Source organism: Kitasatospora sp. NBC_00240 (assembly GCF_026342405.1).
In the GTDB taxonomy this organism is placed as follows: Bacteria; Actinomycetota; Actinomycetes; order Streptomycetales; family Streptomycetaceae; genus Kitasatospora.
In genome coordinates, this window is the sequence record NZ_JAPEMU010000001.1 from 1,191,513 (window position 1) to 1,216,047 (window position 24,535).

Here is a 24,535-nt window from a genome sequence, read left to right on the forward strand (position 1 = left end):
CCCGCCGTCGTGGCCACCTTGAGCGACATCGTGCGCGGCACCCTCCGAGCAGCCGGCCGGACCAACACCGCCGGCCTGCGAGGGAAGGCGGGGCCCACGCGGAGGAGAGGCGCAAATCGCCTCTGAGCTGCTCGAGTTGCCAGCCAGGCCCGCTCCGGCCGCAACCCGGCGAACGCCTCCGCTCCGAGGGCGTAGCCCCTCAACACGTCTGCAATACAGCCGAAATACCCCGTTCGCGTCCTGATCACCGTCTCGCATCTCGAGATATCGCTATGGACGGCTGGTGGGTGCACCGCTACGATCCATTTCCACGGTCCCGGGGGGGACGGTCAGATCCGGTTGTCCGCCCCTGGCTGGGAAGTTCTCACGTCAATGGCGCCGTGAGCTGAAGAGCTCAGAGACAGCAGCCATGGACGAACGGGGCGTGGTCAATGCGCATGAGAAGTTTCCCTGCATCCTGAGCCACCCTCAGTGCGCATGGTCCGGCTCATGGCCCGCCCCCACGCACCCCGGCGCCCGCTTCTCGCTCGCGCCGACTCCACTCGGAGCAGTCCACCGACGTGTTCGTCGTCCACCACCCCGAGTCCACGTACGTCAACGCCCGCCGAGCACCGGTGAGGCGCTGATTTCTCCGGCTGTACTCACGGTTGGGGATGTCCAGGAGTTCAGTCAACGAAAGATTGGTGGAGAGAATGAATCAGGAAACGATTCTGGCCGAGTTCGACGTGACCGAGTTCAACAACTCGTCGATCAACAACATGATGCGGTTCACCGACTTCGCGCCGCTGACGCAGTCGGAAGAGGCGTCGGCCGAGCAGGCCATCGCCATCGGCTGAATCTGAATCACTTGTGTACGCCGTCCGGGGCGGGCCCACAGGGTCCGCCCCGGTGGTCCGGGGAGTGGGAGCGGAGGTATGCGGAATGCGTAGCGCGTTCTATTCGATGAACGGGCCCGATATGGCGCCGAACCCGGACGGAGGGGTTTTCAGCGTCAGGATGCCGGACTCCGACATCGTGGGCATGGACAGGGCTTCCGTCGTCCGCCGCGTGGAGCGGCTGACGCGGGCGGCGACGGGTGAACGTCTCGACGTGCAACGGGTGGCAGTCGATCTGCCGGTTGAGTTCGAGATGGCCGAAGGCGAGTGGATCGCCCTGGTCAACAGGGGTGAAACTGCTGCGGGTTGGGTGGTGCTCAACGCGCCGGGTTCGGCGCTGGTCCGCCTCTCTCCAGGCCGCACGGTTCTCTGCGACCGCGCTCATGCCGGCGTGTCGTACGTGCCTCCGGGCAAGCCGGGGCTCCTGCCGGACTCGCCTGAACCGCAGTGGGGCGCACGGACGGAAGGTGCTGGGGCATGAGCGGCGGAGACCGAATCATCGTCGTGGACCACTTCTACGCCGACCCTGACAAGACCCGTGACTTCGCCCTTTCCCACAAATACCGAAGCGCCGCCGCCTTCAACTATCCGGGCTGGCAGAGCGAGAAGATGGTGCAGAGCCCCGCACTCGTCGAGGCCTTTTCGGAACTCATCGGCGCGGCCGCGGTGGTGGATTTCGACTCGTTCACCTTCGGCGGGTTCAGACTGGCCACGGAGGAGACCGGGCGGCTCGCGAACGTCCACGCGGACCAGGCCGCCGACTGGGCCGGAATGGTCTACCTGACGCCGAATGCGCCGGACAATGCGGGCACCGGCTTCTTCCGGCACCGGGCGACCGGACTCGAACGTCCGCCGACCGATGCGGAGGCGCGGGCCGCGGGATACGGGGACGCCTTCTCGTTCGAGGAACGGGCCATCATCCCCGACTACGCGAACGTGACTGCCTGGGAACTCGTCGAGTGGGTGGCTCCGGTCTACAACAGGCTGATTCTCTTTCGAGGCAGCGAGCTGTATCACGCCTCCCTGGGAGGCTGCGGGAACTCCCCTGAAACGGCCCGGCTCACACACAACTTCTTCTTCAACGAGGTGTCGTCGCAGGGACCTGTCTCCCTCCATGACGGCCGAATCGGAAAGTAGGTGGCCGCAGTGCGCTCGTTGGTGTCGGTCGCGAGGGGATGTCGTCCCGAAGTTCCGGACGCAGAGGTACCGAGCCTCGCGCTGATCCCCTTGTCCGGGGCGCTGCTCACCTGCGAGGGCGAGGACGTGGTGACGCCCGGGCTGCAGAACACCGCGTTCCGTCCGACTCTTCCTCTTGTCACCGGCAGGAGCGCGGGAGAGCTGAGCGGAACAGGGCTGGGGCTGCGGACACTTGCCCTGGTCTCGGAGGAATTCGACGGCGCGGACCAGCAGACCCTGGTGCTGCACACCGTCGTCGACGGCTGGAACCTGATACGCCGTGACGGCCCGGGCATGGATCTGCGACGGGCCGATCTGCGGGGTGCCGGCCTCGCCCATGCCGATCTGCGCGGCGCCGATCTCCGGGGCGCCGATCTGCGGGGTGCCGACCTCGAACGCGCCGACCTGCGGGGTGCGTTGCTTCAGGGTGCCGATCTGCGTGGCGCCGTACTGAAGCGGACGAACCTCATCGATGCCGACCTGCGGGAAGCGGATCTGCGGCGGGTCGACCTGAGCCACAGCGACTTCCGCGGCGCCGAGTTCGCTCGCTCGGCACTCCGGGGCGCCGAGGTGTGGTCGGCGTTCGTGGGCGACGCGTCGATGGAGGACGCCTACCTCGACGGTGTGGAGATGTCCCGTGCCGATGAGAGGGGGCGGCGTCGCCGGGAACCTCGGGACGCCAACCCGCCTGCAGCCGCCGCGGCATCCTCACGAAGTGACAGCTGAGCCGTAAGTGACCACCGACGAGACCAGTACGCTCGAGCTCCCCGAGGCAGAGGCAACCGGCAAGTCCCCCGTACCCGCTGCCACCGTCCGTCGCCTGCTCCTCGCCCTGTTCCTCAACTTCGGCATCACCAGCATCGCCTGCTACTCACTGCTCCCGATGCTGCCCGTCCTCATGGAGGGCTGGCATTCGGGGCCGGTCACCGTGGGCGGTGTGCTCTTCGTCTTCAGCGCCCTGAGGTTCTGCGGATTCATCGTGGTCGACCGGCTGGATCTCAGCCGGGTCAGGCTGACCCTCACCATGTCGTTGGCTGTGGCGGCCGGGCTGATGGGCACAGCGGTGCTGCTCAGGGGCGTACGGACCGCCGTCGTGCTGCTCATCTTCGGCGTGGCCGTCTGCATGAGTATCAACTCGGTGACCGTGCGCACCTGCATCGGTGATTTCGTGGAGGCCGCGGAGGAACGCGTGGGCGCGTTCTCACGCCTGCAGGTGGTGACCAATCTCTGCTCGGCCGGCGGTCCCATGCTGGGCGCGTTGCTGTACTTCCGGTCGGCCGGGTCGTGGATGCTGGTCACCGCCCTGATCTTCGGTGTCTCCGCCGCGATGACTCTTCTGGCAGTGCCCAAGGGGCTGACGCTGTCGACTCACCGCAGCCCCAAGGACCGGAGCTGGTGGCGGGGCGCACTGCGCAACCGCGACCTGCGCCGGGTCGCGCTTGCCTCGTTCACGTGTTTCATCCTGTACTCCCAGCTCTTCTCGGCGATGCCGCTGTACCTCTTCGACATCGCCCAACCTGCCGTGGCCGGTTCGGTGTTCCTCGTCAACGCGCTGCTCGTGGTGCTGTTGCAGATGCCGGTCGGGAGGTGGGCCGGACGGAGGATGGCGCGCAGTGGCGGTGGATTGCGGATGTTCGCGGCGGTGTCCGCCTGCATGGCGGCCTCCCTTCTCCTGACGGGGCTCTCCCATCTGGCAATCGCTTGGCTCGTACTGGCGATTCTGATCTTCACCGTCGGCGAGACGATCCTCGGTGCGGTGAACGACCAGTCGTTCATGGCGGTGAAGGGGGACCTGGACACTCTTTCCTCGGTGAAGAGCCGAATGGCGGTCACGGCGCTGGGGTCGTCGGTCGGATCCTTCATAGGCGGCAGCTGCTCACTCGCGGTGGCTCACGCCTGGCGCTTCGACGCCTACTGGTATCTGATCGCGGGCCTCGGGGTGTGTGCGGCCGGTGCGTTCTGGAAGCGAGGCAGAGGCTGACAAGGGTGCTCCGCCCGCCCTCGCGGAGACCGGGCCGGCTCGCGTTTCTCCGTCCCGCGGGGTCAGAACGCGAGGTGCGTCAGTGCACCAGGGACAGCGCGCGGTTGCGCGGTTCGCGTTCGGTCTGCTCACCGCCGCCCTCGACCATGGTGACGGTCAGAGCAAAGTGAACCGCCTCGGGTTCGGTGGGACTCGATTTCGTGCAAGGATTCGAGTCATGGCACGTCCTTCTTCCTACCCACCTGGGCTGACGGCGCAGTGGTAGCGCCCGGCGTCCGGCTCGCGGGCCCGAAGCTGTGCGGGCGGGGGCTCGGCGTACTCGGAGCTGTTCATCAACTCCACGACAGATTACCGCTCTTCGGGCTTGAGGGCCGTCCTCGACGCTGGTGAACGCCTCGTCGACGGCGGGATCGGTGGCGTGCTTCAGTCCGCGCTCTCGGAGATCATTTCCAAGAGCGCCGAAGCTTCTCCCGGGATCTCCGACGCGGCCCTGTTCCGCGCCAGCTCCTTCTCCATTCGCTCCACCTGGCGGCGCAGCCTCTCGTTCTCCGCATCGGCGGCGGACTTCTTCGGGCGGGCCGGGCTCGTTCGCCGGTCGACCAGCTTTTCCAGGGCTCCGGCATCGCGCGCGGCCCGCCACTCGGTGACATGCGAGTGGTACAGGCGCTCACGGCACAGGACCGCACCCTTCTCGTTCTTGGGTGCGGCGTCGTACCAGGCCACGATCCGCAGCTTGTACGCGGGGCTGAAGGAACAGTGCCTCGGCCCAGGGACCGGGACGGACGCGGACGGCTTGAGGCTGGTCACCAGGGTGGAGCTCCTACTCGGGCCCTCTCACGCTAACCCGACAAGGCGGGAAGTCTCACCCAAGGCTGACGGTGAGGGTCACCGCCATCGCTCGGTCTCCGCCGTCGCAGCGAAGAACGCGAACTCCAGCTTGCCGGGGCCGGTGAGGCCGTAGATACCGGGGGTCAGGAAATGAGGTGGTGCTGCAAGTGATGACCGCAGGTGTCGCGAGTGCAAGTTAGCCCGGATCCCTTGAAGGAAGGGCAGGGATAGTCAGGATCAAAGCATTTCACGCAGGCCCCATCGGCCAGCTCGAACAGCTCACGTGCCTTCTTGTTCACGTCCTGATATCGAGCCTCGGCCTCATCCAGATCGGTGAGAATTCTTCTCTGAGCGTCAGTCAGGTTGGAGTCAGCAGGCACTGGTATCACGCTCTTCCAGCCAGGCGTCGCGGCCTTACGGACCGCTTTCTCGCGCGATGTCTTACCTTTCCACCATTACACCGGTCAGCTGCTGACGCACCCCCTGGCTGCCGATGCAACCGCAGTAGCGCAGTAGATGCTGTTTCCCCGCTGGTGCACCGGCCAGGCTGACCGCCACCGACGAGACCTCCGCACGACGGCCGCCGGAGAGGGAGGCGTTCAACCGCGACATGCGCGGGATCGGTACCTCGGGACCGCCCACCGGGAGGTTCGGATCGCGACGGCGGCCATCCTGGAGAAGTCGGTGCCACCGCGCCGGCGGGGAGTCCATGACTGCTGAGAGACAGACGAGGGTGGCTGGAGCATGATGCTCCAGCCACCCTGCTGCTCATCAGCGTAGTCACAGACGACACACCCGGACAGAACACAGGCGCCGGCGGGCGGGGGGCCGCGCCCCGGGGTCCGCGCGGGTGATGATCTAGAAAGGCGGATCCAGCACCGATCCCCAGGCGTGGGAGCCATTCGGAACCAGTCGAGCACGTCACCGCCGTCCCCTTCACCTGTGGCGCGCTCGGCGCAGCCGACTACTCCCCGATGAGCTTCCAGCGGGCCAGCCCCGACAGCGACGGCGCCGAACTCGCCCTCGGCGTCCTGTACGAGAGCGCCCTGATGCTGCCCGGGGCCAAGGTCTCCGACTACCGGGCCCGGCCCGAGGCCCAGCGCTGGCTGCGGCAGCTCCCCACCGTCTGGGACGAGACCCGGTTCGTCCAGGGCGATCCCGTCGGCGGCGCGGTGATCGCCCGCCGCGACGGCGACCGCTGGTTCGTCGGCGCCGTCACCGGTGGCGACGCCGGCACCATCGCCTACCCGACCTCCTTCCTCGGCAGCGGCAGCTGGGTCGCCGAGATCACCACCGACGGCACCGACGGCCTGGTCCGCACCGCACGGGTGATCCGGGCCGGCGACACCCTGAGCGTTCCGGCCGTCACGCGCGGCGGCCACGTGGTCAACCTCACCCGGGTCGCCGTGCTGCCCACGGGCAACCACACCCTCACGGTCGCGGGGAGCACCGACGCCGCCGCCGTCGGCGGCCCCGCCGGCTGCGGCGTACCGGTCGTCCGGGCGACGGCAGCGACGCCCGGAACTTCGAGCTGCGGCCCCTCGGCGACGGCTACGTCCGGATCGTCAACAAGGGCAGCGGCGAGGACCTGGTCGTCCTCGGTGCCTCCCGCGACGCCGGCGCCGGGATCCTCCAGTGCGTCTACGCAAGCGGGGCGAAGACCAACGACGAGTGGCTGGTGGAGGACGCCGGTGACGGGAGGATCCGCTTCGCCAACCGCTACAGCGCCCTCTACCTGACGGCTGCCACGGCCCAGGGAGGCCGGTTCGAACAGCGACCGTTCGACGGCTCCTCCCGACAGCTGTTCACCGTGTCCTGAGCCCCGCTCGCCACACGGCCGGGGCAAGGCGGAGGAGGTCGCCGGACCGGCCCCGCTCAGCCGGCGGAGGCCGGGACGGCGCCGTCCAGGATCCAGTGCGGGGAGGGCTGCTGTATCAGTGTTGGGGCAGCCCGCAACTGCAAGCGCCAGGCTCGCTCGCCTTCGCAGCAGTGGCCTTCCAGAAAGGCGACCGGCCCCGTTCAAGCCGCGCCCCAGGGTCCACCGCCTCCGGGCGACGTCCGCTGTCCCGCGATCTCGCAGAACCTCCTCGATGATCTATGCCTGCGCATTCGTAGCAGGTGTAGCGGGCGCACCCGGCACACGCCTGGAGATTCTCCACCCGCCAGGAGACGCCACAGCCCGGGCGTTCGAGGCGTTCACACAGCATCGTGGCCCATCCACGGGCGTCGCCGATGGCGGTCCTGCACGCCGCGACATTGTCCAAGGCGCCTCCGTCGGGCTGTACCGCTGTCCTGGACGTTGTCGTTGCTCGAGCTGCCCCGTCCCCTTGTGCGGCGGCGGCCCCTCGGCCGCGGGCCCGAGCGAGAGCGGCCCCGCGGCGGGCCCCGCCAACCGCGTGGAAGATCACTCCGGTGACATCACCGCTCCGGGCGTCCGTCGCGGCCAGGAGCGCGTCGGCGACCGGCTCGGCCCGTATGCAGGGGTCATCGACCGTCCCGCACTCGACGCGAGCGAAGGGTCGATCACCCAGGCCGGGAACCAGGGGCGCCGATGGCTCAGATGTACGCGAAGTCGCCCGGACCATCGCTCTTCCGGACGCTCGGCGGTGACGTCCCGTCCGATCAGGCCGGCTGCCGGTGGAGCAGTGTCGATTCAGTGGGGCCCGGGGCGGCGCAGCTGTTCCAGCCGAGTCGGTACCCAGGTCCAGTGTTCGCCATCGGTGTGCCAGCGGAGCGCGGTGCGGCGCCAGGCGTCCCGGACGCCGTACCGGTGCAACCGCATCCCGGCCGGCCAGAGTACGCCGCCGCGTGAGTTCGGGCGCAGCGAGACGAACAGTGCCGGAACGTCGCCTCCGTCGAGGGTCGCCAGGATGCGGGCGCGGTGGGGCAGCCACATCCGTAGGAGTGCGGCCGTGGTGTCGTCCACCGGTTGTTCCTCCTGGAAGGCCGGTCCGCGGCCGGCCGGGTCACGGAGCAGGGTGACGGTGGAGCGCCGTCGGTGCCAGTCGGCCAGGTCGATCGTCGAGACCTCCCCGGACCGGGCGCCGGTCGTGATCGCGAGCGTCACCATCGCGGCGTTCCGGACGTGCAGGGACTCACGCCAATCTCCGTGGCGGCGGGCGTCGGACGCGGTGGCCTCGGCAACCAGGCGCCGGACGACCTGCAGTCGCTGCTCCGACGGGACCACCGGCAACGGATAGCGGGCAACGGCCATGTCGTACCTCCCCTCCGACTCCCCTGTCCCACCTGTGCGAATGGGATGCTTGGACTCGTTTTATCACGCCCGTATGAGCCCCCGTGTTCGTCGGAGTGCCCATGGGTGGAGGTGGGCCGGCCCGACAGGACCTGTCCGGGGTTGACGGGGCTGAGCTGTACCAGCAGGCCACCGAACTCGGCCTCCACCATGCCCCGCGGTCAACCCCAGGCCTCCCCGACCAGATCCGGCCACGGCCGGCACCCGTGCTCCGCCTCCTGCCCCCGCCGCCCCGCAGGCAGACCACGTGGCCTCGGGTGGTGAGCCGTAGCACCGACATCGTCGGGGTCCAGGGTGGCGACCGCAGACCGTTGGCCACCGGGTCAGTTACCCGATCGGGGGGAGTCCGGCGGGGTCCCGGTACGGGAGGTCACGGTGAGCGTGCGGGTCGATCCGTCCGGGCCGAGCTCGACGATCGGGATCGCCTTGTTCGCCGGAACACCGGCGGAATCCGGCGAGATCATGCCGCTGGCGCCCGCAACCGCTCGAACCCCATGGAGCAGGGACAGCGCTGCCGCCACGGTGGGGCCCATGGCTGTGAGGTCGCCCCCCGCCACCGGCCACACCACGCTGACGGCAGCCGTCGCGATCCGCATGGCGTCGTAACCCATGACCGCCCGGCCGTCTTCGAGCCGCTCCTGGGGAAAGGCGGTCATGAACGCGCCTCCGGCTGCGAACGCGGCGATGGCGGTCCTGTCAAAGGCTTGCGGCCGCGCCGACCAGGCGCCCGGATGTGCCAGAGCGGTGTAGAGCAGTCGCAGGTTGCCCTGCCGCAAAGCGGCCGTGATGTCGCCCATGGCCCAGTCCTGCACAGTCTGCGAGGCGTCGTCGCCCGTCATCACGGTAAGCGGCCTGAGGGTGCACGGGCGGCGTGAGAGCGTATCCAAGAGCCTCGGCAGGTCGGTGCTGCGGCCGGCGAAGAACACCGCGTCCGGGGCGGAGTCGCAGGCGTCCACCTGCTGGAGGTAGCCGTTCTGATCGGAGGCCGACGAGTCGTAAAGGATCACCCGGTCCAGGAATCGGCTGGACGGGTAGATGTTGCGGAACGCGTCCCCGAGGGCGTTGCTGTACAGATCGTCGTGGTTCCGGTCCTGGATCAGGAGCACCTTCGCGTCCGGGGCAGTCTGTCGCAGGTAGCCCGCAGCCGCGGCCGCCTCGTCGGAAACGGAGGGCGCCACGTGCACGAGGCCGCTGACACCGGTGATGGCATCCGAAGTGATCACCGTTGCCACGAGGCCCATCGCCTGACGGGGCAGCAGGCCGATCATCGTCCGAGTGGTCTCGGTGCCGGCGCCGAGACCCGCGACGGCGACGATGTGCTCCACGGCCCGCCGGGACTCGATCTGCCGCAGGGTGTAGTCGCGTTGGGCAGTGGTTGCGCCGGTGTGCGCGAGCAGGATCCGGATCCGGGGGCGGGTGTCGCCCGCCTCGCGATTGGCCTCCCGTTGGGCGACGGCCGCGCCCTCGAGTTCGTGGCGCACCGACTCGCCGGTGTCATCGCGTTTCCCGGGAGCCATGTTCAGTAGGTACACCACGGTGACCCAGGGCTTGCCGGTTGAGGCCGTGCTCAGATTTTCCCCGTGAATGGCTTTGGACACTGCTGCCAGATCCGTGGAGAAGGCGACGCTGCCGTCGGTCAGGCCGACGCAGGCGCGCTCGCCGGCGTCGTGGGTGCAGCGCGTGCTGGCGGGCTGCTCGAACCAGCCGACCAGGCCGGCGGTCAGCATCAACGCGGCGACCAGGGCCGTGGGGCGGAGTCTGCCGCGCGTCCACCGAAGCGGCCCCTCCCGGTGCCACCAAGGGCCCGATGCCTTCTCGATCGCCGGAGTCGCGGCCGAGGCCGTGGTCGTGGCGGATGCGCTGGTCGTGGCGTCCAGAGCCCGCCGCCCGGCCTCGATGCGGTCGAGGACCTCGCCGTCGGTCTCCAGACGCCGGTCCACCCGCTGAAGTGCCTGGTCGATGTCGTCAGCCACGGGGTCGTGCTCATCGGCCTGCGGCTCGCCGGCAGGCGGGGCGGTGGCGGTGGTGGCCGGGAGCCGGAACGCGCTCAGCTGGGTGGTCAATCGCTCGACGTCCGCACGGGCATACGCCGCGAGCCGCTCGGCGCGCCGACGGCGGCCCTCGGCGACGCGCAGGCGCCGTTCCGTCTCCTCCCGCTGCTCCACGGCGCGGCTCAATCGTCGGCCGATCTCCTCCGGATCGTCCGGCTGCCGGCCCGGTGGATGCTCCGACGTCCGAGCCGGCAGGGTTTCGCGCAGGTGGTCCCGTTCGGCCTCCAACTGCTCCACCGTGCGGTGAAGGTGCTGCAGCATCCCCAGCAGCGTGACGATCAGGAGCTGGGACGCACCACGAATCTGGGCCAGCTCGTTCACCTGGTCCTTGGCGTCGACGAGCTGCTGGACCAGGTCGCGAGGGACGAGGTCACCGCCGCTCGTCCCGCTGCCCGCCAGGCCGGGGACGCCGGTGCGGCCCCGAGGGTGGCGGGCCTTCTCCAGGAGGTTCAGTGCCTCCACCAGCAGGTGCCGGCGCAGTTGCGGCTCGGGCGCGGTCGCTCGCAGCAGCTGGCGGACGAACCGCTCGGTCGGGACGGAGCCGTTGACGCCGACGCTGATCTGGGAGCTGCTCATGTGGATCAGCTCGCCCACCTTGGCCAGCGGGAGACCCCGCCGGTCGATCTGCCGGCGCAGGAACTCGGCGAGTTCACGGGCCTCCGGCGTCTCGGCACGGACAGGTCCCCACGGTCTGCCACGCCGTGGCGGTCCGTCCCATTCCTCGACCATTGTTCAGCCCCACCCCCGAACAACCCGCCATTGTCCGAACCCTATCTGCAGAAAGCGCCCGGCCCGGGCCGAACAACCAAGAACAAAAGGATGGTTGACAGGGCCGGCCGCTACCGGCCGACTCGTCGACCGAAAGGCAGTACGCCATGCTCCACGCCTCCCCCGCCGCGCTGACGCGCCTGCAGCGAGTGCTCCTCGTCGCCCTGGCGATCCTCCCGCTCCTGCTCGTCACGGCGGCCACCGTTCCGGCACTGACGGTGCTGCCCTTCAGTAGGCAAGGAGCCGAACGCGCCCTTCTGCTGATGACATCCATCCGCGAGCACACCCGGACCCTGCTGGCCGGAAGCCGATGACGGGGGCCAACGGGGCCGGCACGGGGGACCGGAGAGCAGCACGCAGCCCGGACCGGCAGTCGAACGCCCCCTCGCCTCCGGCTCCGCCGCGCCGCTCCCGGGCTGCCCGCACCACTTCGGCCACGGGCCTCCTGCCGGCGGCATCGGGGCCAAGCGTCCGGGCAGCCCGGGAGCGGGGTCCCCGCCGCACTGCGGCGCGCCTTCGAACACCTCACCGAGGAGCCGGGTCGGCGGCGCCGGAGTAAGTCCCACCAGCGTCGCCTACGCCTTCGGTTTCTCCTCCTCCCAGCCCCTCGCGCGAGTCTTCCGCCGCTACCAGCACGAAGCCCGTCCTCGATGCGGGCGCAGAAGGAGATTCCGCCGGAGGAAGCGACGCCCCGAGCCTTCCCAGCCGGTGACCAGACCTCCGCAGCCCGGGTTCGGGCCCCTTCTGGTCGACCAGCACACCCATGGTGCCAGCCAATCCAGTTCGCGCCCCTCCGCTGCCTGCAACTCGATGATGCTTGCCCGCCAAGCACCTATCCACCGGCGCTCGATTCAAGCTACTCCTCGCCGCTCCTGTCGCCCCAGGCCCACCCCGACGCTCTACGGAGTGCCGTATTCGTTCTTGATGACGAAGAACGAACCGCGGATCGTCCCGGCGAGCTTCGACTTCTGCCGGGCGAACTTGAACCGCTCGGCGAGCTCCTCCGGGACCTCCATCCCGTCCGAGAGCTTGAACCCGACCGCCCGCTTCCCGTCGCCGAGGGTGTACATCACGTTGATCGACAACCCGCTCTCGTAGAAGACGTAGGCCATCCTGATGTTCTCGACCTGGAAGGCGCTGGCTTCGAGCGGCCGGGACGCGATGACGATCTCGCGCTCCTCCCGGAGGATCCGGTGCACCCAGTCGACGACCTCGCCGGCCTCCTCCGCGGGCTCCACTGTGAAGGTGTGGTCGTACTTGGTTCTAAAATAACGGGCCTCATTGGCCCGCAGCCCGGCGAGCGCGTCCGCCACGGGCGACGACTCCAGCCCGATGGTCGAGACGGTTTTGAAATCCACGATGTACGACACGATCAATTCCTCCTAGTGAACCTGGACGGGCCAGCGGCTGGCACCGACACGCCGGGCACCCAGAGCCCGGCCAAAAAGCGCTGGGCCGTAGCCTCGTCCCCCACGACGACGAGCACCAATGCGGAACCGCTGCCAAGTGTGCAGCGATCCTGTGCCGCGACCACTTGCGACACGGCCACCAGCGCTGTGAGCCTGAACGGGAGAGCAAGCGTCGACGCCCGGAAATGCGACGACCGTCTGGGGTAGCGCGCCCCGCCTGCCCCGACCGACGGCGCAACCCGTCTCGCGGACGTCGTAGCCCAGCAAGACGTCTCCGCCCGCTTCACGATCGCCGCACCCCAAGACCGGTCAGCGCTCCACCGCGGACCAGGCTCCCGGCAAACGGAGACCAAGCCCTCCACCTGAGATTTGCCCTGCCGCTCCTGCGACGCACGCTCGGGTCTGGAAGATCGCCCGCACCGGGAACCAGTCGCTCGTTCGGTAGTCCGTCGAAGGCGTCTGCCTCGCCCTCATCATGGCGACAAGGGACGACCACTCCCGGCGACTGCGGAGCGGGCGCGCAGTGTTGGTGGCCGAGCCTTGCTGCCGCCGATCCCCTCACAACCGACTGCTCGTCAGATCGGGTCAGCAAAAGTCAGCATCAACTCGAGGCCACCCTCACAGACATGCAAGTACCTGACGAATCAACCCTTGGCGCCCTGCACACGTTCGGACCCCTCAAGGAGGTCCACTCGCTCTCACCAACACGCGACATGTCCCCCTCTACTCGTGCGTTCTATCCCTACAACATCCGATTACCGGATTGGTGGCATCATGCTCTGTAGCAGAGGTGGACCACAGAGTGACCGACCTGACGCAACGGCAGACATTCGTGACGCCCACCGCCTTGCAGCCCGCTACAGGCAGGTGTACTAGTTCCTGAAGTAACGCGCCTCGTTCGCCCGCAGACCCGCGAGCGCGTCCGCGACGGGCGAGACTCCAGACCGACGGTAGAGACAGTCACAAAATCCACGGTGTAGGTCACGGCAGGTACCTTCTCCTCGGCGCGGGTGGACAACGGGTACCTCCGCCGAACGGGCGCCGACCCCGGTGCCGCACTCAGCGGTGCTCGGGGTTCTCGAAGTCGAAGCGGCAACCCGCGTCCCACTCCGAGCGCTGGTTGCCGTGCGCCGGGATACCGCCGGCGTCCTTCAGCATCCGCGCCATGTGCAGCAGGTTCCACGTCATGAAGGTGGTGTTCCGGTTGGTGAAGTCGTTCTCCGGACCGCCCGACCCCTCGTCCAGGTACGACGGCCCCGGCCCCGCCTCCCCCACCCAGCCCGCGTCCGCCTGCGGCGGGATCACGTACCCCAGGTGCTGCAGGCTGTACAGCACGTTCATCGCACAGTGCTTCGCACCGTCCTCGTTACCCGTGATCAGACAGCCACCCGTCCGACCGTAGTACGCGTACTGACCCTCGGAGTTGAGGATCGACGAGCAGGCGTACAGCCGCTCGATCACCTGCTTCATCACCGAGGAGTTGTCTCCCAACCAGACCGGTCCAGCCAGGACAAGAATGTCAGCAGCCATCACCTTCGAATAGATGACCGGCCACTCGTCCGTGTCCCACCCGTGCTCGGTCATGTCCGGCCAGACACCGGTCGCAATGTCGAGATCCACCGCCCGCAACACCTCGACCTCCACACCCTGGCGCTCAAGGATGCCGGTGCTGACGTCGATGAGCCCCTGGGTGTGGCTGCGCTCCGGCGACCGCTTGAGGGTGCAGTTGATCACCATTGCGCGGAGATCCCGGTAGGACGTCGGTGCTTCCGGCATGAGCGCATCTCCTTCACCGCGGCCGGGCGCACCGGTCCCTGCTACCAGTTGCCGCAGCCGTTCCACTGCTTTCGCCTCCCACTCCACCAGCTCATGGGCCGCTCTGCCCGCCACGTTCGGCCACCCGCCTGATGCCTCGACCCTCAGCTCCTTCGTGTCCCACCACGATCGACCGGCAGCTGACATCGAGGCCGTCAGGCGTCAGCAACCTGGCCGGCTCGATCTTCAACTGGCACCTGAACGACGGATCGGCCTGGCGCAGGTCCTTGGCAATCACGGGGACGACCTCAGCCAGTGCCCACGAGGAGGACGCGAAAGTAGAACGACCGGCGTCGGGAGCATGCGCAAGGCGGGAAACGATCCTGATGTCAGGCTTCGGGCCGGCACCCGTCGTTTGGCCGCTGATCATGGCGAAGACCTCCGGTGTGGTGGTGCAGTGGAGGTGCCAGGCTCCACACCGCACGCCAAGGGCTCCCACTCTTGATCTTCGATACGTCCGATCCGCCGTAGCCGGTCCCACCGCCCCCGGCACGGCCGGGAGCCATCGGCCTCCTCTACGCTGAACTCCGTGATCGCGAACCCTGCCCCCACCTGCTCGTGCTGCGGTGCCCCGGTGCCCGACGAGGAGCGGATCGATGCCCGCTTCGGGCTGCCAGACGCCGCGCTCGACGTCCCGGAGGAGACCCGACACGAGGTCGGAGTCGGCGCCCTGCTGCGAGTCGACGGTGTGGGAAGCTTCATCCGTTGCCTGCTGCCGGTCCGGCTCACCGGCGGGACCGAGCTCGTGGTGGGCACCTGGCTGCGGATCAGCGATGACGACCTGGACCACGCCCACCGGATCTGGGAGGACCCGGCTTACCGGGAACTCGTCCTCCGAGGCACAATGGCCAACGCGATCAAGCCCTGGGGAGACGAGCTCCGTGACGCCCCGGCCACCATCGTGGTGCGCAACCCCGACGAGATCCCGTACGTCGAGGACAGCGATGACGATCTGCTCCGCCGTATCCTTACCACCACATGGGGACGCGACGACGTCCTCTGCTGCCTGGCTCACCCCCTGCCGGTACCTGTCCGCACCCCGCTGAACGAGCACTGGTCCATCGAACGCGCCAGCGGCTTGTCCGCCCGGGTCGTCGATGGCACGCACCGCTTCCTGGCGCCCGGCCGCACCGTGCACGCCGACGTGTTCGCCGACCAGAGCCGTCGCAGCCCCAAGGAGTTCCTGGCTGCCCTGTTGAGCGGCGCACCCATGGTGCCGCTGGAGCAGCAGATCACCGAGGACACCCCGGACGGGATCCGATACGCCTTCTGGACCGTCTCCACGCCGGGCGGTCGCACCCAGTACGAGCTGTACGGCTTCACGGTCCACCACAGCGGCACCGCGGCCGGGGTCGTCTGCATGTGGGACGAGCGGGACGACCTCGCCTGGGCTCTGCACGTCTGGCGGTCGGTCCGCAGTGAGGATCCGGTGACCGATTAGCGGTCCTCGCCGACGTGCTTGGCGAGCCCGTACGCGTCGAGTTCGGTACGCAGATCCTGGTTGACGCGCCATCGCGAATCGCGATGGCCCGGGTTCGGGCTGCATGGGTGGGCTACGCGGCCTGGAGAAGGTTGTGCAGGCGGACGATGCCGAGCATGGCCGTGTGGACGCCGTTACCTTCAGGCGGCAGTCGCGGAGGAACTGACACCCGCGGGCGAGGTCGCGTGCACGCCCGACCCCGCCGACCCGCCGACCACCACAACCGCACCCCACCCGCACGGAGTCGATCCCCAGATGGCCTCGCACTGGACACCCGCCCGTACCGCCCGGAGGCCGGCCGCGCGGCAAGCGCGCCGTCCGTCTGACGTACCTGCTGCTGGCCCTTGCGGCGCTCCTCCTGGCGGGTCAGCGGCTGAACCACCGGCCCCGCCGCCGGCACCGGGACGCCCGCACCGCCAGGGGGATCGTCGACCGGGATGGCCGCAGGCGCCGGGCGGGGAGCGGCACCGCGGCCGACAAGGGCATCGGCGGGGGCACGACTCGGCCATGCCCGGTTCCGTTCGTCCACCCCATACCTGGCCTGCTCCTCCGCCGCCGGCTTCCGGCGAACGCCCGTGCGTCGCCCGTTCCCTCTCCCCGCGGCCGGCTCACCCCGCCCCGACCCCAGGTCACCGGTCCTCCCGCATCCGCGGGCACCGGTCACCAGGTTTGTCGACCGCCGGCGTACTTTCCTTGAGTGCCGGCGCCTGGAGGTCCCGGCCCTGAACCGGGCGCGGGTGCTCGGGCCGGTACACAGCCGGCGGTGGGGTCGGGCCCGGATCTCACCGGACGCCCGCCCGCGGGCCGCCGCCCCCGCACTCGCGAGACCCTGACAGATCGGCTCTCCTCGCGGCGGGGACACCCGGCTGTCGATGCGCTGGACGGGTGCAGTTCAGCACCCGCCCCCGGCGGCCTCCGCCTGGAGCGGCGCGCCGCCGGGTTACATAGGCCTGCGTCTCGGCGTGGGGCGTGCCGGCGTCCTTGGCGGCTCCGGACCCGACGAACGAAAGAGCACCATGGCAGAGCGTGACCCTCAACATCCCGCCGGCCGCAGGCCTCTGCTGCGCGGGCTCGCCGCTGCCGCGCTCGCAGCCGCCATGCTGGTGGCCTCGGCGGGATCCGGACACGGGACCAGCGCGGCCGCCCTGGCGCCGGGCACCCAGTTCACGCCGTTGACGGCGGCGGTGATGACCGAACCCACGCCGTTCGAAGCCACGGACGGCAGGACGCACCTCTCGTACGAACTGCTCACCACGAGCGCACTGTCCAGCAGCACGCCGGTGCGGCTCGACCGTGTGGACATCCAGGACGCCCGTAGCCACCAGGTCATCGGCTCGCTGAGCGGGCAGGCGCTGGCCGAGGCCGCCAATCCGGTGGGCGACCCCCTGCCGGGCGCGGACGGCTACACCCCGCCGCCCCCGGCGCCGACACCGACCGTCATCCAGGGCTCCCAGCAGTGGATCATCTGGATCGACCTGACCCTCGACCCGGGCCAGCGGGCGCCCGAAGTCCTCGACCACCACCTCGTGGGTGCCGTCCTGACCCCCTCCGGCCCCTCCCCGTTCGAGGAGACGGTGCAGACCACCCCGACCAGCCGCACCGCACCGCTGAACCTGGCCCCGCCGGTGCGCCCCGGCACCTGGTACTCCAGCGAGTCGTGCTGCGGCAACACCCACCACCGGCGCGGCCTCGGCCCGATCAACGGCCGGTTCTACGTGCCGCAGCGCTTCGCGATCGACTGGTACCGGGTCGGCGAGCAAGGGCAGACCTGGGAGGGCGATCCCACCCAGCTCACCAGCTACCTGAGCTACCGTCAGCCGGTCGTGGCCGCGGCCGGCGGCAGGGTGGTGGAGGTCCAGGACGGCGTCCCGGACAACCAGCCGCCCGTCACTCCGCCCGTCCCGCCGATCCAGGACACGGTCGGCAACCACATCACCCTGGAGGTCGCGCCGGGCCGCTACCTGCTCTACGCCCACCTGGAACCCGGCTCGCTCAACGTCCGGGAGGGCGAATGCGTCGAACCCGGCCAGGTCCTCGGGCTGATCGGCAACAGCGGCAACTCCACCACCCCGCACCTGCACTTCCAGGTGATGACCACGGCCGAGTTCTTCCCGACCGACAGCCCGCCGTTCACCTTCCAGAGGTTCCGCGTCGTCGGACACGTCGACCCCCGGCTCTGGGACGACAACCTGGGCCTGCAGCCGACCGGCGTCCTGCCGATCACACCCTCGCCGTACCAGGGCCCGCACCGTGCGCAGTATCCGCTCGACCGCGAGGTGCTGGACTTCTGACCGGACTCCGGCCGGGCCCGGCCCACCGCCGGCCCACTGCAGCGTCGGGCTCTCACACTCCGATCCGAGGGGGCCCAGGGGTGCGATCCCCTGGGCCACCGGGCCGGAGTCCGCCGTCGGTTCCCTGACGCCCCGCCACGGGCCGGAGGCTGTGTACGACGCCGTGCTGCGCACCGGTGGCGCGGTCACCCTGACGGCTTCGGTACTCGTGCTGCTCGTCCGCCGGTGGCCGGCCGCCCGGGGCCCGGTCCCGGCCCGGTCCGTCCGGAGGCGCCGCTGACCCGCCGAAGCCGCACGTCGAAGGCCGGACTGTCGCACAACAGGACATACGGACCGGCGGACGGCCGGGTTACCCGCGGCGGCCGGGTGTGATCGCCACCGGGCGGGGTACGGAGCGTCACACAGCGTGTGACGAGACGAGGAGAAGCCGGTGAAGACGGATCAGGACGGCAGAACGCTCGCACAGGCACTGAAGGACCGGGCCGGGGCTTTCGTCAACAGCCATGTCGACCTCTGGGTCGGGGTGGAGCCCGATGCCACCCTGGTCCTGGCCGGGAACGACGCCCGGGCCCTGTTCCAGGCCGCCGCCGACTGGCTGGCGGACGACCCGCACGATGTGGTGGACGTCGGCTGGGAGCGCCAGCAGGCCGAGCCGACCCAGGCGCTGCGCATCCGGTTGGCGCCGCGCGGCACCGCCGGAGCCACCATCCCGTCGCCCGCCGGCGGCTGAGCGGGGCCCACGCCCCACGGGCGGAGGCCGGCCGCAACGGGTCGGCCCCCGCCCGCTGTACGTCCCGGCGCGCGAGCCCGGGCGCCGGGATGTACGGACGCCGGGACGTACGTCGAGACCTACGGCGGGCGAAGCCGCCGACGAGCGGTCAGGGGCGTTCCGCGTAGCCGGCGATCGCGGCCAGCACGGCCCGGCGCAGCGCGGGGCTGCCGGTGTGGCCGGAGTCGTCGATCACCTGGAGTCGGGCGTCCGGCCAGGCCTGGGCCAGCTCCCACGCGGTCCGCAGCGGGGAGCCCAGGTCGAGGCGGCCGTGGATCAGGGTGCCGGGGATACCGGCCAGCCGGGGTGCGTCGCGGAGCAGCCGGCCGTCCTCCAGCCAGGCGTCGTGGGCGAAGTAGTGGGCGGTGATCCGGGCGAAGGCCTGGAGCGCGTCGCTCGGACGGTCGCTGTACTGACCGGGCTTGCCGAGCACCTCGTGGGCGATGACGGCGTCCTCCCAGGCGCACCAGTCGCGGGCCGCCGCGCTCCGCGTCGCGGCGTCCGGGCTGTTCAGCCGGCGGCTGTAGGCGGCCACCAGGTTGCCGTGGCGCTCCGGTTCGGGCAGGGCGTCCCGGAAGGCCTCCCAGGGGCCGGGCAGGAATCGGCCCACACCGTGGTAGAGCCAGTCGGTCTCCTCCGGGCGGGTCATGGTGACACCGTTGATGACGATCTCGGAGACCCGATCGGGGTGGCGCTCGGCGTAGGCGAGGATCAGGGTGGAGCCCCAGGAGCCGCCGAACAGCAGCCACCGGTCGATGCCGAGGTGCTCGCGCAGGAGTTCCATGTCGGCGATCAGGTGCTCGGTGGTGTTGTGCTCCAGGCCGGTGGCCGGGTCGGAGGCGTGCGGCAGACTGCGGCCGCAGCCGCGCTGGTCGAACAGGACCGTCCGGTAGCGCGCCGGGTCGAAGAGCCGGCGGCTCCCCGGGTGGCAGCCGGAACCCGGGCCGCCGTGCACCACCAGGGCGGGCTTGCCGTCCGGGTTGCCGCACGCCTCCCAGTAGACCTGCTGGCCGTCGCCGGCCGCCAGCAGCCCGTGCGCGTAGGGCTCGATCGGGGGGAAGGGCTCGGTGGGCAGCGCGCGGGCGGGGGCGGGCGGGTGCTGGGCCACGGCGGTGGACCTCCGGATCGGTGGGGACGGTCTCGCGAGGCTACCCCCGGGTGGCCACGGCCCGCGCGGGCTTTCCCGGGCGTCCCGGTCGTGCCGGAGGCGGCGGCAGAGGCGGAGTGGGAGTCGGAGCCGGAGTCGGCGGACGGACGGTCAGGCGCGGTCGCCCGTCCCGGACTCTCCGGACCGGCCGGAACCTGACCCCCCGGAGCCGACACCACCGTTGTCCCGCCCGCCGGCGTCGGCCCTGCCGTTGCCGGGCCCGCCGTTGCCGGGCCCGCCGGTGCCGGGCCCGCCGGTGGCGAGGCGGCCGGTCGCCGGGCCTCCCGTCCCCCGGAGCACGGAGATGATGCCCAGCACCGCGGCGCTGATCGGGACGGCCAGCAGGGCCCCGATCACCCCCGCGACACCTCCGCCCGCGATCACCACGACCATGATGGTGGCCGGGTGCAGCTGGACGGTCCGGCTCTGGATCAGCGGCTGCAGGATGTACCCCTCGAGGGCCTGTACGGCCAGCACCACGCCGAGCGCCCAGAGCGCCGTGGCCACCCCGCCGTCCGCCAGGGCGACCAGCACGGCGACGGTGCCCGACAGGAAGGCGCCGACGTAGGGGATGTAGGCGCCCATGAAGACCAGGGCCCCGAGGCCCGGAGCGCCCGGTACCCCCAGGATCACCAGGCCGACGGTGATGAAGAAGGCGTCGATCAGCGCGATCACGGTGGTGCCGCGCATGAAGCCCGCCGTCGCGGCGAACGCCTCCTGTCCGCAGGCGATGACGGTCTCGGCGCGGTCCGCGGGCAGGAAGGACCGGATGCTGTCGCCGGCGCGGTGGCCGTCCCGGAGGAAGAAGAAGACCAGCGCCAGTGAGAGGATCGCGCCGGTCAGCAGCTGGACGGCGACCCCGAGCCCGGAGAGCAGCCCGCCGGCCAGCGAACTCACCAGCGAGCTGCCCTCGCCCGGGGCGCTCTTCAGGGCCTGCTCGATCTTCTGACCGCTCGGGCCCAGCCAGTCCGCGAGCCGGCTGCCGGCGTCCTGCAGCGCCGCGCCGATCTGCGCGGCGCTGTGGGACAGCGAGTTGACCAGCAGCGCCAGCGCTGCGCCGACCGCCAGCACGAGCACCACGCAGGTCAGGGCGGCGGCCCCGCTGCGGCCGAGCCCGCGCCGGGCCAGCCAGGGCATGACGGGGTACAGCAGCGCGGTGCCGAGCAGCGCCAGGATCAGCGGGACGGTCGCGGCGCGCAGTTCGACGACGGCGAAGACGAACAGGACGGCGACGGTGATGAAGAGGATGACCGCCGCCGACCAGGCCGCGGCGGTGCGGACGGACCGGGGCAGCAGCGCATACGGGGGGCGGCCGTCGTCCGGCGCGTACGGTCCGGTGCCGCCGGGGGCGGCGCCAGGGGTGTCGGTGCCTGCTGCGGAGCGGCGGACGGCGGCCTCGGCGCGGGCCGGCTCCGGGGTTTCCCCGGGCGGCGTGCCGTGGTCCGGTGTGCCCTCTGCCGCCATCCCGCCTCCGCCGCCGTCCGGTATGCCCTGGCTGCCCCCACAGGCACATACCAGCACATAATCTGACGGAAAGCCCGGTCCGACGTCGCCCCGGCGTGGCCGCCCGCCGCCGGGGCGGGGCGGTGGCAGGAACGGCGACCGGGACGATGGCCCGCCACCGTCCCGGGAGGCACGGCTACAACAGATCCGGCGACTCGATCCGCAATTCCCCGGTACCGCCGGCGAACTCCAGCAGTCGCCCGGCCTCCTCCTCGACGGCCGCCGCGTCCCGCCGGCTCAGCGCGGTGAACGGCCGGACCCGGACCACCCAGGTGCCGGCAGCCGCGGCACCCTGACCGGCCGCGGCCGCACCGGTCTCGGCCTCGGCCCGACCGGAGCGCCGGGACCGCTCGGAACGGGCCTCCGACAGCTCCCAGCTGCCCGCCACCAGGCCGTCCACCAGCAGGCTGCCGGGGATCAGGCCGTTCACGGTCATCACCCGGGAGCGGTACTCCTCCGGCAGGATCCGGCTGCGGTCGGCGTGCGCGAGCAGCAGGTTGTCGAAGGGGGCGACCAGCCGGACGGGCGCCGGGGTGGCGCCGTCCGGGCGCGGGGCGTCGGGCAGGTCGTACAGGATCCGGCCCTGCTCGTCCCGGAAGGTCGTCAGCTGCGGGGCCAGCGCGGCCAGCACCTTGCCGAGCCGGGTCAGGCCGCACCACTTCTGCACGTCGGTGGCGGTCGCCGGGCCGAAGGCCGCGAGGTAGCGCAGCACCATCACGTCCAGCGACGGTTTCGCGTCCGGCAGGCGGCCGAGCCAGTGCTCGGCCGTGGTGTGCGCGGCCGGGCCGCTACGGCCCCAGATCCCGCGCGGCGGGACCTGCACCAGCGGCAGCCGGCAGCGGACGGCCTGGGCCAGCGCGGTCGGGTCGTGGCCGGGCAGGCCCTCCGCGAGCAGGACGCCGAGCTGCTGGAAGGTCCGGGGCTCCTGCTCGACCAGCGCCCGGCCCGCCTCGGCGAGCTTCTCGAGGTCGACGCCGGTCAGCCGCTTGCCGTAGGTGTTGCGCAGGCCTTGGTCGAGGACGGGCTGCAGCAGTGGGCGCAGCGTCAGGCAGTCGTCGGCGGTGACCAGGTGGATGGTCCCGCGCTGCAGGGCGATCCGGACCACCTCGCGGCGCTCCATCAGCTCGGTCAGCTGCCCCGGGGTGAAGCCGTCCAGGCGGGACCAGAGCCCCAGGTACGGCGGCTGCGAGACGGCCTGCGCCTGCAGACCGAGCAGGTGCCCGACCATCTCGGCGGGCGTCGTCGAGGAACGCTCCAGCAGGTGCTGACGGGCCAGCAGGGCGCGGCCCAGCTCCCGGGTGCCGAGGGTCGCGGCGGCCGCGTTCCGGGCGGTCACCGGGCGCCGCCCAGGACCGACCTGAGCACCGCGATCCGGTTGCTGGTGATCGAGTCGACGCCGGCCCTCCGCAGCCTGCGCATGGTGCGGCGCAGGTCGGCCGTCCAGGTGCTGACGGCCAGTCCGGCCTCGTGGGCGCCCGCCACGAACTCCGGGTCGACCAGGCCGAACGGCGGGTTCACGTAGTGCGGCCGCAGGTCGGCCAGCAGGGCGGCGGCGGGCAGCCGGGGCTGGGTCCAGGTCAGGGCGATCTCGGCTCCCGGGTCCAGCTCACGGACGGCGAGCATGGCGGCCACGGGCCCGCACCAGGCCACCCGGTCCGCCAGACCGAGGCCGACCACGGCGGCGCGGGCGGCGGCCGCCGGAGCGGCGTCGTCCAGGTCGATCAGCAGCCGGGCGGCCGGGGTGTCGGCCACCGCCTTGAGGGCGGCGGTCAGGGTCGGCACCCGGAGGTCGCCGGCGCCGACGGCGTCCAGCTGGTCGAGGGTGACCGAGCCGACCCGCCGCGGGTCGCCCCAGAGGCGTTCCAGAGTGGCGTCGTGCAGCAGGACGGGCACCCCGTCGCGGGTCAGCCGGACGTCCACCTCGACCGCGTCGGCGCCTGCGGCGAGCGCCGAGGCGACCGAGCGCAGGGTGTTCTCGCGGTGGCGGTACGGGTCGCCGCGGTGGGCCACGGCGAGCACCCGCGGCCCGGCCCCGGCGGAGCCGGCGGCGCTCATCGGACCAGCTCGGCGAGCCGGGGGGTCAGGTCGGCCGCGCCGACCGCCTCGCGGTACTCCGCCTCGCCGGGGACGGCGACCACCAGGGTGCACGACGGCGGGAAGGTCCGCCGGCGGACCTCCGCGCCCGACAGGTCGTCGGTCGCGGGCTGCGGGTCGGCCAGGCCTGCGAAGGTCCGGTCCCGACCGATGTCGTGGACGGTGTGCACGGCGCGGCCGTACCGGGCGGCGAGGGCCTCCACGGCGGACACCGCGCTCCGCGTGGAGGGCAGGGACGGGTGGGCGGGCATGGGTGCGGCGACCTCTTCCGGTTCCTGGGCGGACGTTCCTGGGCGGTTCTTCCTGGGCGGAGGCTCCCGGGCGCTGTGCGGTCCGGGGCGCTGCCGGGGCCCCATCTCGGGGCGGGTCGCCGGACGGGCGGCCGGTCCGGCTCGTCCGGCCGGCGGACAGCTGGACGCCTACCCCTTCTCGGCCGGGTCAGCCGCGCTCGACCATCACATTGGTCGACTTGATGACGGCGGTCGCGGCGGCGCCGGGTACCAGGCCCAGCTCCTCGGCCGACTCCCGGCTGATCAGCGAGACCACCCGGAACGGGCCGGCCTGGATCTCCACCTGCGCCGCCACGTCCCCCAGCACCACGTGCGTGACGATCCCGGGGAAGCGGTTGCGGGCCGAGGAGGGGCGCCCCTCGGCCTCGGGGTTGTCGCTCCGGGCCAGTTCGCGCGCGAAGGCCGCGAGCTGGGCGCCGGGGATGATCCGGTGGCCGTGCTCGTCCCGCTCGGCGGCGACCCGCCCGGCGTCCACCCACCGCCGCATGGTGTCGGCACTGACGCCGAGCATCGCGGCGGCCTCGCCGATGCGGTACGGGTTGACCGGCGCGGGCAGGCCCATGTGCGACTCCTGGCGGTGTGTCGGCAGATCCACTGTCGCCGCCATCCTGCCGTACGGCACCGGCCGATCGCGAAGCGGAGCGCCGCCCGTCCGCCGCGCTCGGGCCCGGCCGGTGGTGGATATTCAGCCACGATTCGCCCGTAAACTGCACCAATCGGACAGATGTTTCCGCCCGCTCATGGTCGGATCGACTGTCGGCCCCGGACAAAAGGCAGCGATGTACGGGTCATCGAGGCGCGGCTT

The 24,535-nt window shown here is 71.0% G+C and carries 21 protein-coding genes and 1 pseudogene; 11 read left to right on the plus strand and 11 right to left on the minus strand.

The genetic code is table 11. The annotated features are described in order from the left end of the window. Positions 1 to 692: 692 nt before the first annotated feature. From OG689_RS04970 to OG689_RS04990, 5 genes are all read left to right on the plus strand, one after another. A complete protein-coding gene (locus OG689_RS04970; RefSeq protein WP_266318053.1) occupies positions 693 to 836 on the plus strand; it encodes a hypothetical protein in 144 nt (47 codons plus the stop codon). Positions 837 to 921: 85 nt separating this feature from the next. Beyond that, positions 922 to 1,356 (plus strand): hypothetical protein, encoded by a 435-nt coding sequence (locus OG689_RS04975; protein WP_266318055.1) that lies wholly within the window; start codon positions 922 to 924, stop codon positions 1,354 to 1,356. Continuing rightward, on the plus strand, positions 1,353 to 2,012 hold the full coding sequence (locus OG689_RS04980) for a DUF6445 family protein (protein WP_266318056.1): 660 nt from the start codon (positions 1,353 to 1,355) through the stop codon (positions 2,010 to 2,012). The genes OG689_RS04975 and OG689_RS04980 overlap by 4 nt, the downstream gene beginning before the upstream one ends. 9 nt (positions 2,013 to 2,021) lie before the next feature. Further along, positions 2,022 to 2,777, plus strand: coding sequence for a pentapeptide repeat-containing protein (locus OG689_RS04985; protein ID WP_266318097.1), 756 nt, complete (start codon positions 2,022 to 2,024; stop codon positions 2,775 to 2,777). A gap of 7 nt (positions 2,778 to 2,784) precedes the next feature. Continuing rightward, complete coding sequence (locus OG689_RS04990) at positions 2,785 to 4,032, plus strand: MFS transporter (protein WP_266318098.1); 1,248 nt, start codon at positions 2,785 to 2,787, stop codon at positions 4,030 to 4,032. A gap of 423 nt (positions 4,033 to 4,455) precedes the next feature. On the opposite strand, the gene OG689_RS04995 is transcribed toward OG689_RS04990, so the two are convergent. Then, on the minus strand, positions 4,456 to 4,839 hold the full coding sequence (locus tag OG689_RS04995) for a hypothetical protein (protein WP_266318099.1): 384 nt from the start codon (positions 4,837 to 4,839) through the stop codon (positions 4,456 to 4,458). A gap of 1,070 nt (positions 4,840 to 5,909) precedes the next feature. Here OG689_RS04995 and OG689_RS05000 point away from each other — a divergent pair. Continuing rightward, a pseudogene (locus OG689_RS05000) lies at positions 5,910 to 6,194 on the plus strand (glycoside hydrolase family 97 C-terminal domain-containing protein); the annotation flags it as partial. Between the two features lie 227 nt (positions 6,195 to 6,421). Then, positions 6,422 to 6,679 (plus strand): RICIN domain-containing protein, encoded by a 258-nt coding sequence (locus OG689_RS05005; protein ID WP_266326870.1) that lies wholly within the window; start codon positions 6,422 to 6,424, stop codon positions 6,677 to 6,679. Between the two features lie 834 nt (positions 6,680 to 7,513). Here the strand turns inward: OG689_RS05005 and OG689_RS05010 are convergent. Together OG689_RS05010 and OG689_RS05015 are read right to left on the minus strand one after the other, a co-directional pair. After that, a complete protein-coding gene (locus OG689_RS05010; RefSeq protein ID WP_266318100.1) occupies positions 7,514 to 8,074 on the minus strand; it encodes a hypothetical protein in 561 nt (186 codons plus the stop codon). 362 nt (positions 8,075 to 8,436) lie between these two features. Continuing rightward, positions 8,437 to 10,626, minus strand: a complete 2,190-nt coding sequence (locus OG689_RS05015) for a hypothetical protein (protein ID WP_266318102.1) — start codon at positions 10,624 to 10,626, stop codon at positions 8,437 to 8,439. Positions 10,627 to 11,039: 413 nt separating this feature from the next. Here OG689_RS05015 and OG689_RS05020 point away from each other — a divergent pair, with 413 nt between their 5' ends. Beyond that, positions 11,040 to 11,246, plus strand: coding sequence for a dTMP kinase (locus OG689_RS05020; RefSeq protein ID WP_266318103.1), 207 nt, complete (start codon positions 11,040 to 11,042; stop codon positions 11,244 to 11,246). Between the two features lie 585 nt (positions 11,247 to 11,831). On the opposite strand, the gene OG689_RS05025 is transcribed toward OG689_RS05020, so the two are convergent. Further along, positions 11,832 to 12,302, minus strand: coding sequence for a hypothetical protein (locus OG689_RS05025; RefSeq protein ID WP_266318104.1), 471 nt, complete (start codon positions 12,300 to 12,302; stop codon positions 11,832 to 11,834). Between the two features lie 1,098 nt (positions 12,303 to 13,400). Next, complete coding sequence (locus tag OG689_RS05030) at positions 13,401 to 14,117, minus strand: flavodoxin family protein (protein WP_266318105.1); 717 nt, start codon at positions 14,115 to 14,117, stop codon at positions 13,401 to 13,403. Between the two features lie 568 nt (positions 14,118 to 14,685). Here OG689_RS05030 and OG689_RS05035 point away from each other — a divergent pair. The 3 genes from OG689_RS05035 to OG689_RS05045 all read left to right on the plus strand — a co-directional run bounded on the left by OG689_RS05035 (position 14,686) and on the right by OG689_RS05045 (position 18,657). Continuing rightward, positions 14,686 to 15,597: a DUF2199 domain-containing protein gene (locus OG689_RS05035; protein WP_266318106.1), complete on the plus strand. Its 912-nt coding sequence runs from the start codon at positions 14,686 to 14,688 to the stop codon at positions 15,595 to 15,597. A gap of 1,055 nt (positions 15,598 to 16,652) precedes the next feature. Beyond that, a complete protein-coding gene (locus tag OG689_RS05040) occupies positions 16,653 to 17,927 on the plus strand; it encodes a M23 family metallopeptidase (RefSeq protein ID WP_266318108.1) in 1,275 nt (424 codons plus the stop codon). 430 nt (positions 17,928 to 18,357) lie between these two features. Then, a complete protein-coding gene (locus tag OG689_RS05045; RefSeq protein WP_266318110.1) occupies positions 18,358 to 18,657 on the plus strand; it encodes a hypothetical protein in 300 nt (99 codons plus the stop codon). A gap of 148 nt (positions 18,658 to 18,805) precedes the next feature. On the opposite strand, the gene pip is transcribed toward OG689_RS05045, so the two are convergent. The 6 genes from pip to OG689_RS05075 form a co-directional block, all read right to left on the minus strand. Further along, a complete protein-coding gene (gene pip, locus OG689_RS05050) occupies positions 18,806 to 19,771 on the minus strand; it encodes a prolyl aminopeptidase (protein ID WP_266326872.1) in 966 nt (321 codons plus the stop codon). Between the two features lie 183 nt (positions 19,772 to 19,954). Beyond that, a complete protein-coding gene (locus OG689_RS05055; protein WP_266318112.1) occupies positions 19,955 to 21,307 on the minus strand; it encodes an AI-2E family transporter in 1,353 nt (450 codons plus the stop codon). 175 nt (positions 21,308 to 21,482) lie between these two features. Beyond that, complete coding sequence (locus OG689_RS05060; RefSeq protein WP_266318113.1) at positions 21,483 to 22,682, minus strand: winged helix DNA-binding domain-containing protein; 1,200 nt, start codon at positions 22,680 to 22,682, stop codon at positions 21,483 to 21,485. Next, a complete protein-coding gene (locus tag OG689_RS05065; RefSeq protein WP_266318114.1) occupies positions 22,679 to 23,401 on the minus strand; it encodes a glycerophosphodiester phosphodiesterase in 723 nt (240 codons plus the stop codon). Before OG689_RS05065 ends, OG689_RS05060 begins: the two co-directional genes overlap by 4 nt. Continuing rightward, positions 23,398 to 23,691 (minus strand): hypothetical protein, encoded by a 294-nt coding sequence (locus OG689_RS05070; RefSeq protein ID WP_266318116.1) that lies wholly within the window; start codon positions 23,689 to 23,691, stop codon positions 23,398 to 23,400. Before OG689_RS05070 ends, OG689_RS05065 begins: the two co-directional genes overlap by 4 nt. Before the next feature lie 187 nt (positions 23,692 to 23,878). Further along, entirely contained in the window at positions 23,879 to 24,292 is a 414-nt protein-coding gene (locus OG689_RS05075; RefSeq protein ID WP_191292143.1) for a molybdopterin-binding protein, read from the minus strand. Positions 24,293 to 24,535: the final 243 nt, after the last annotated feature.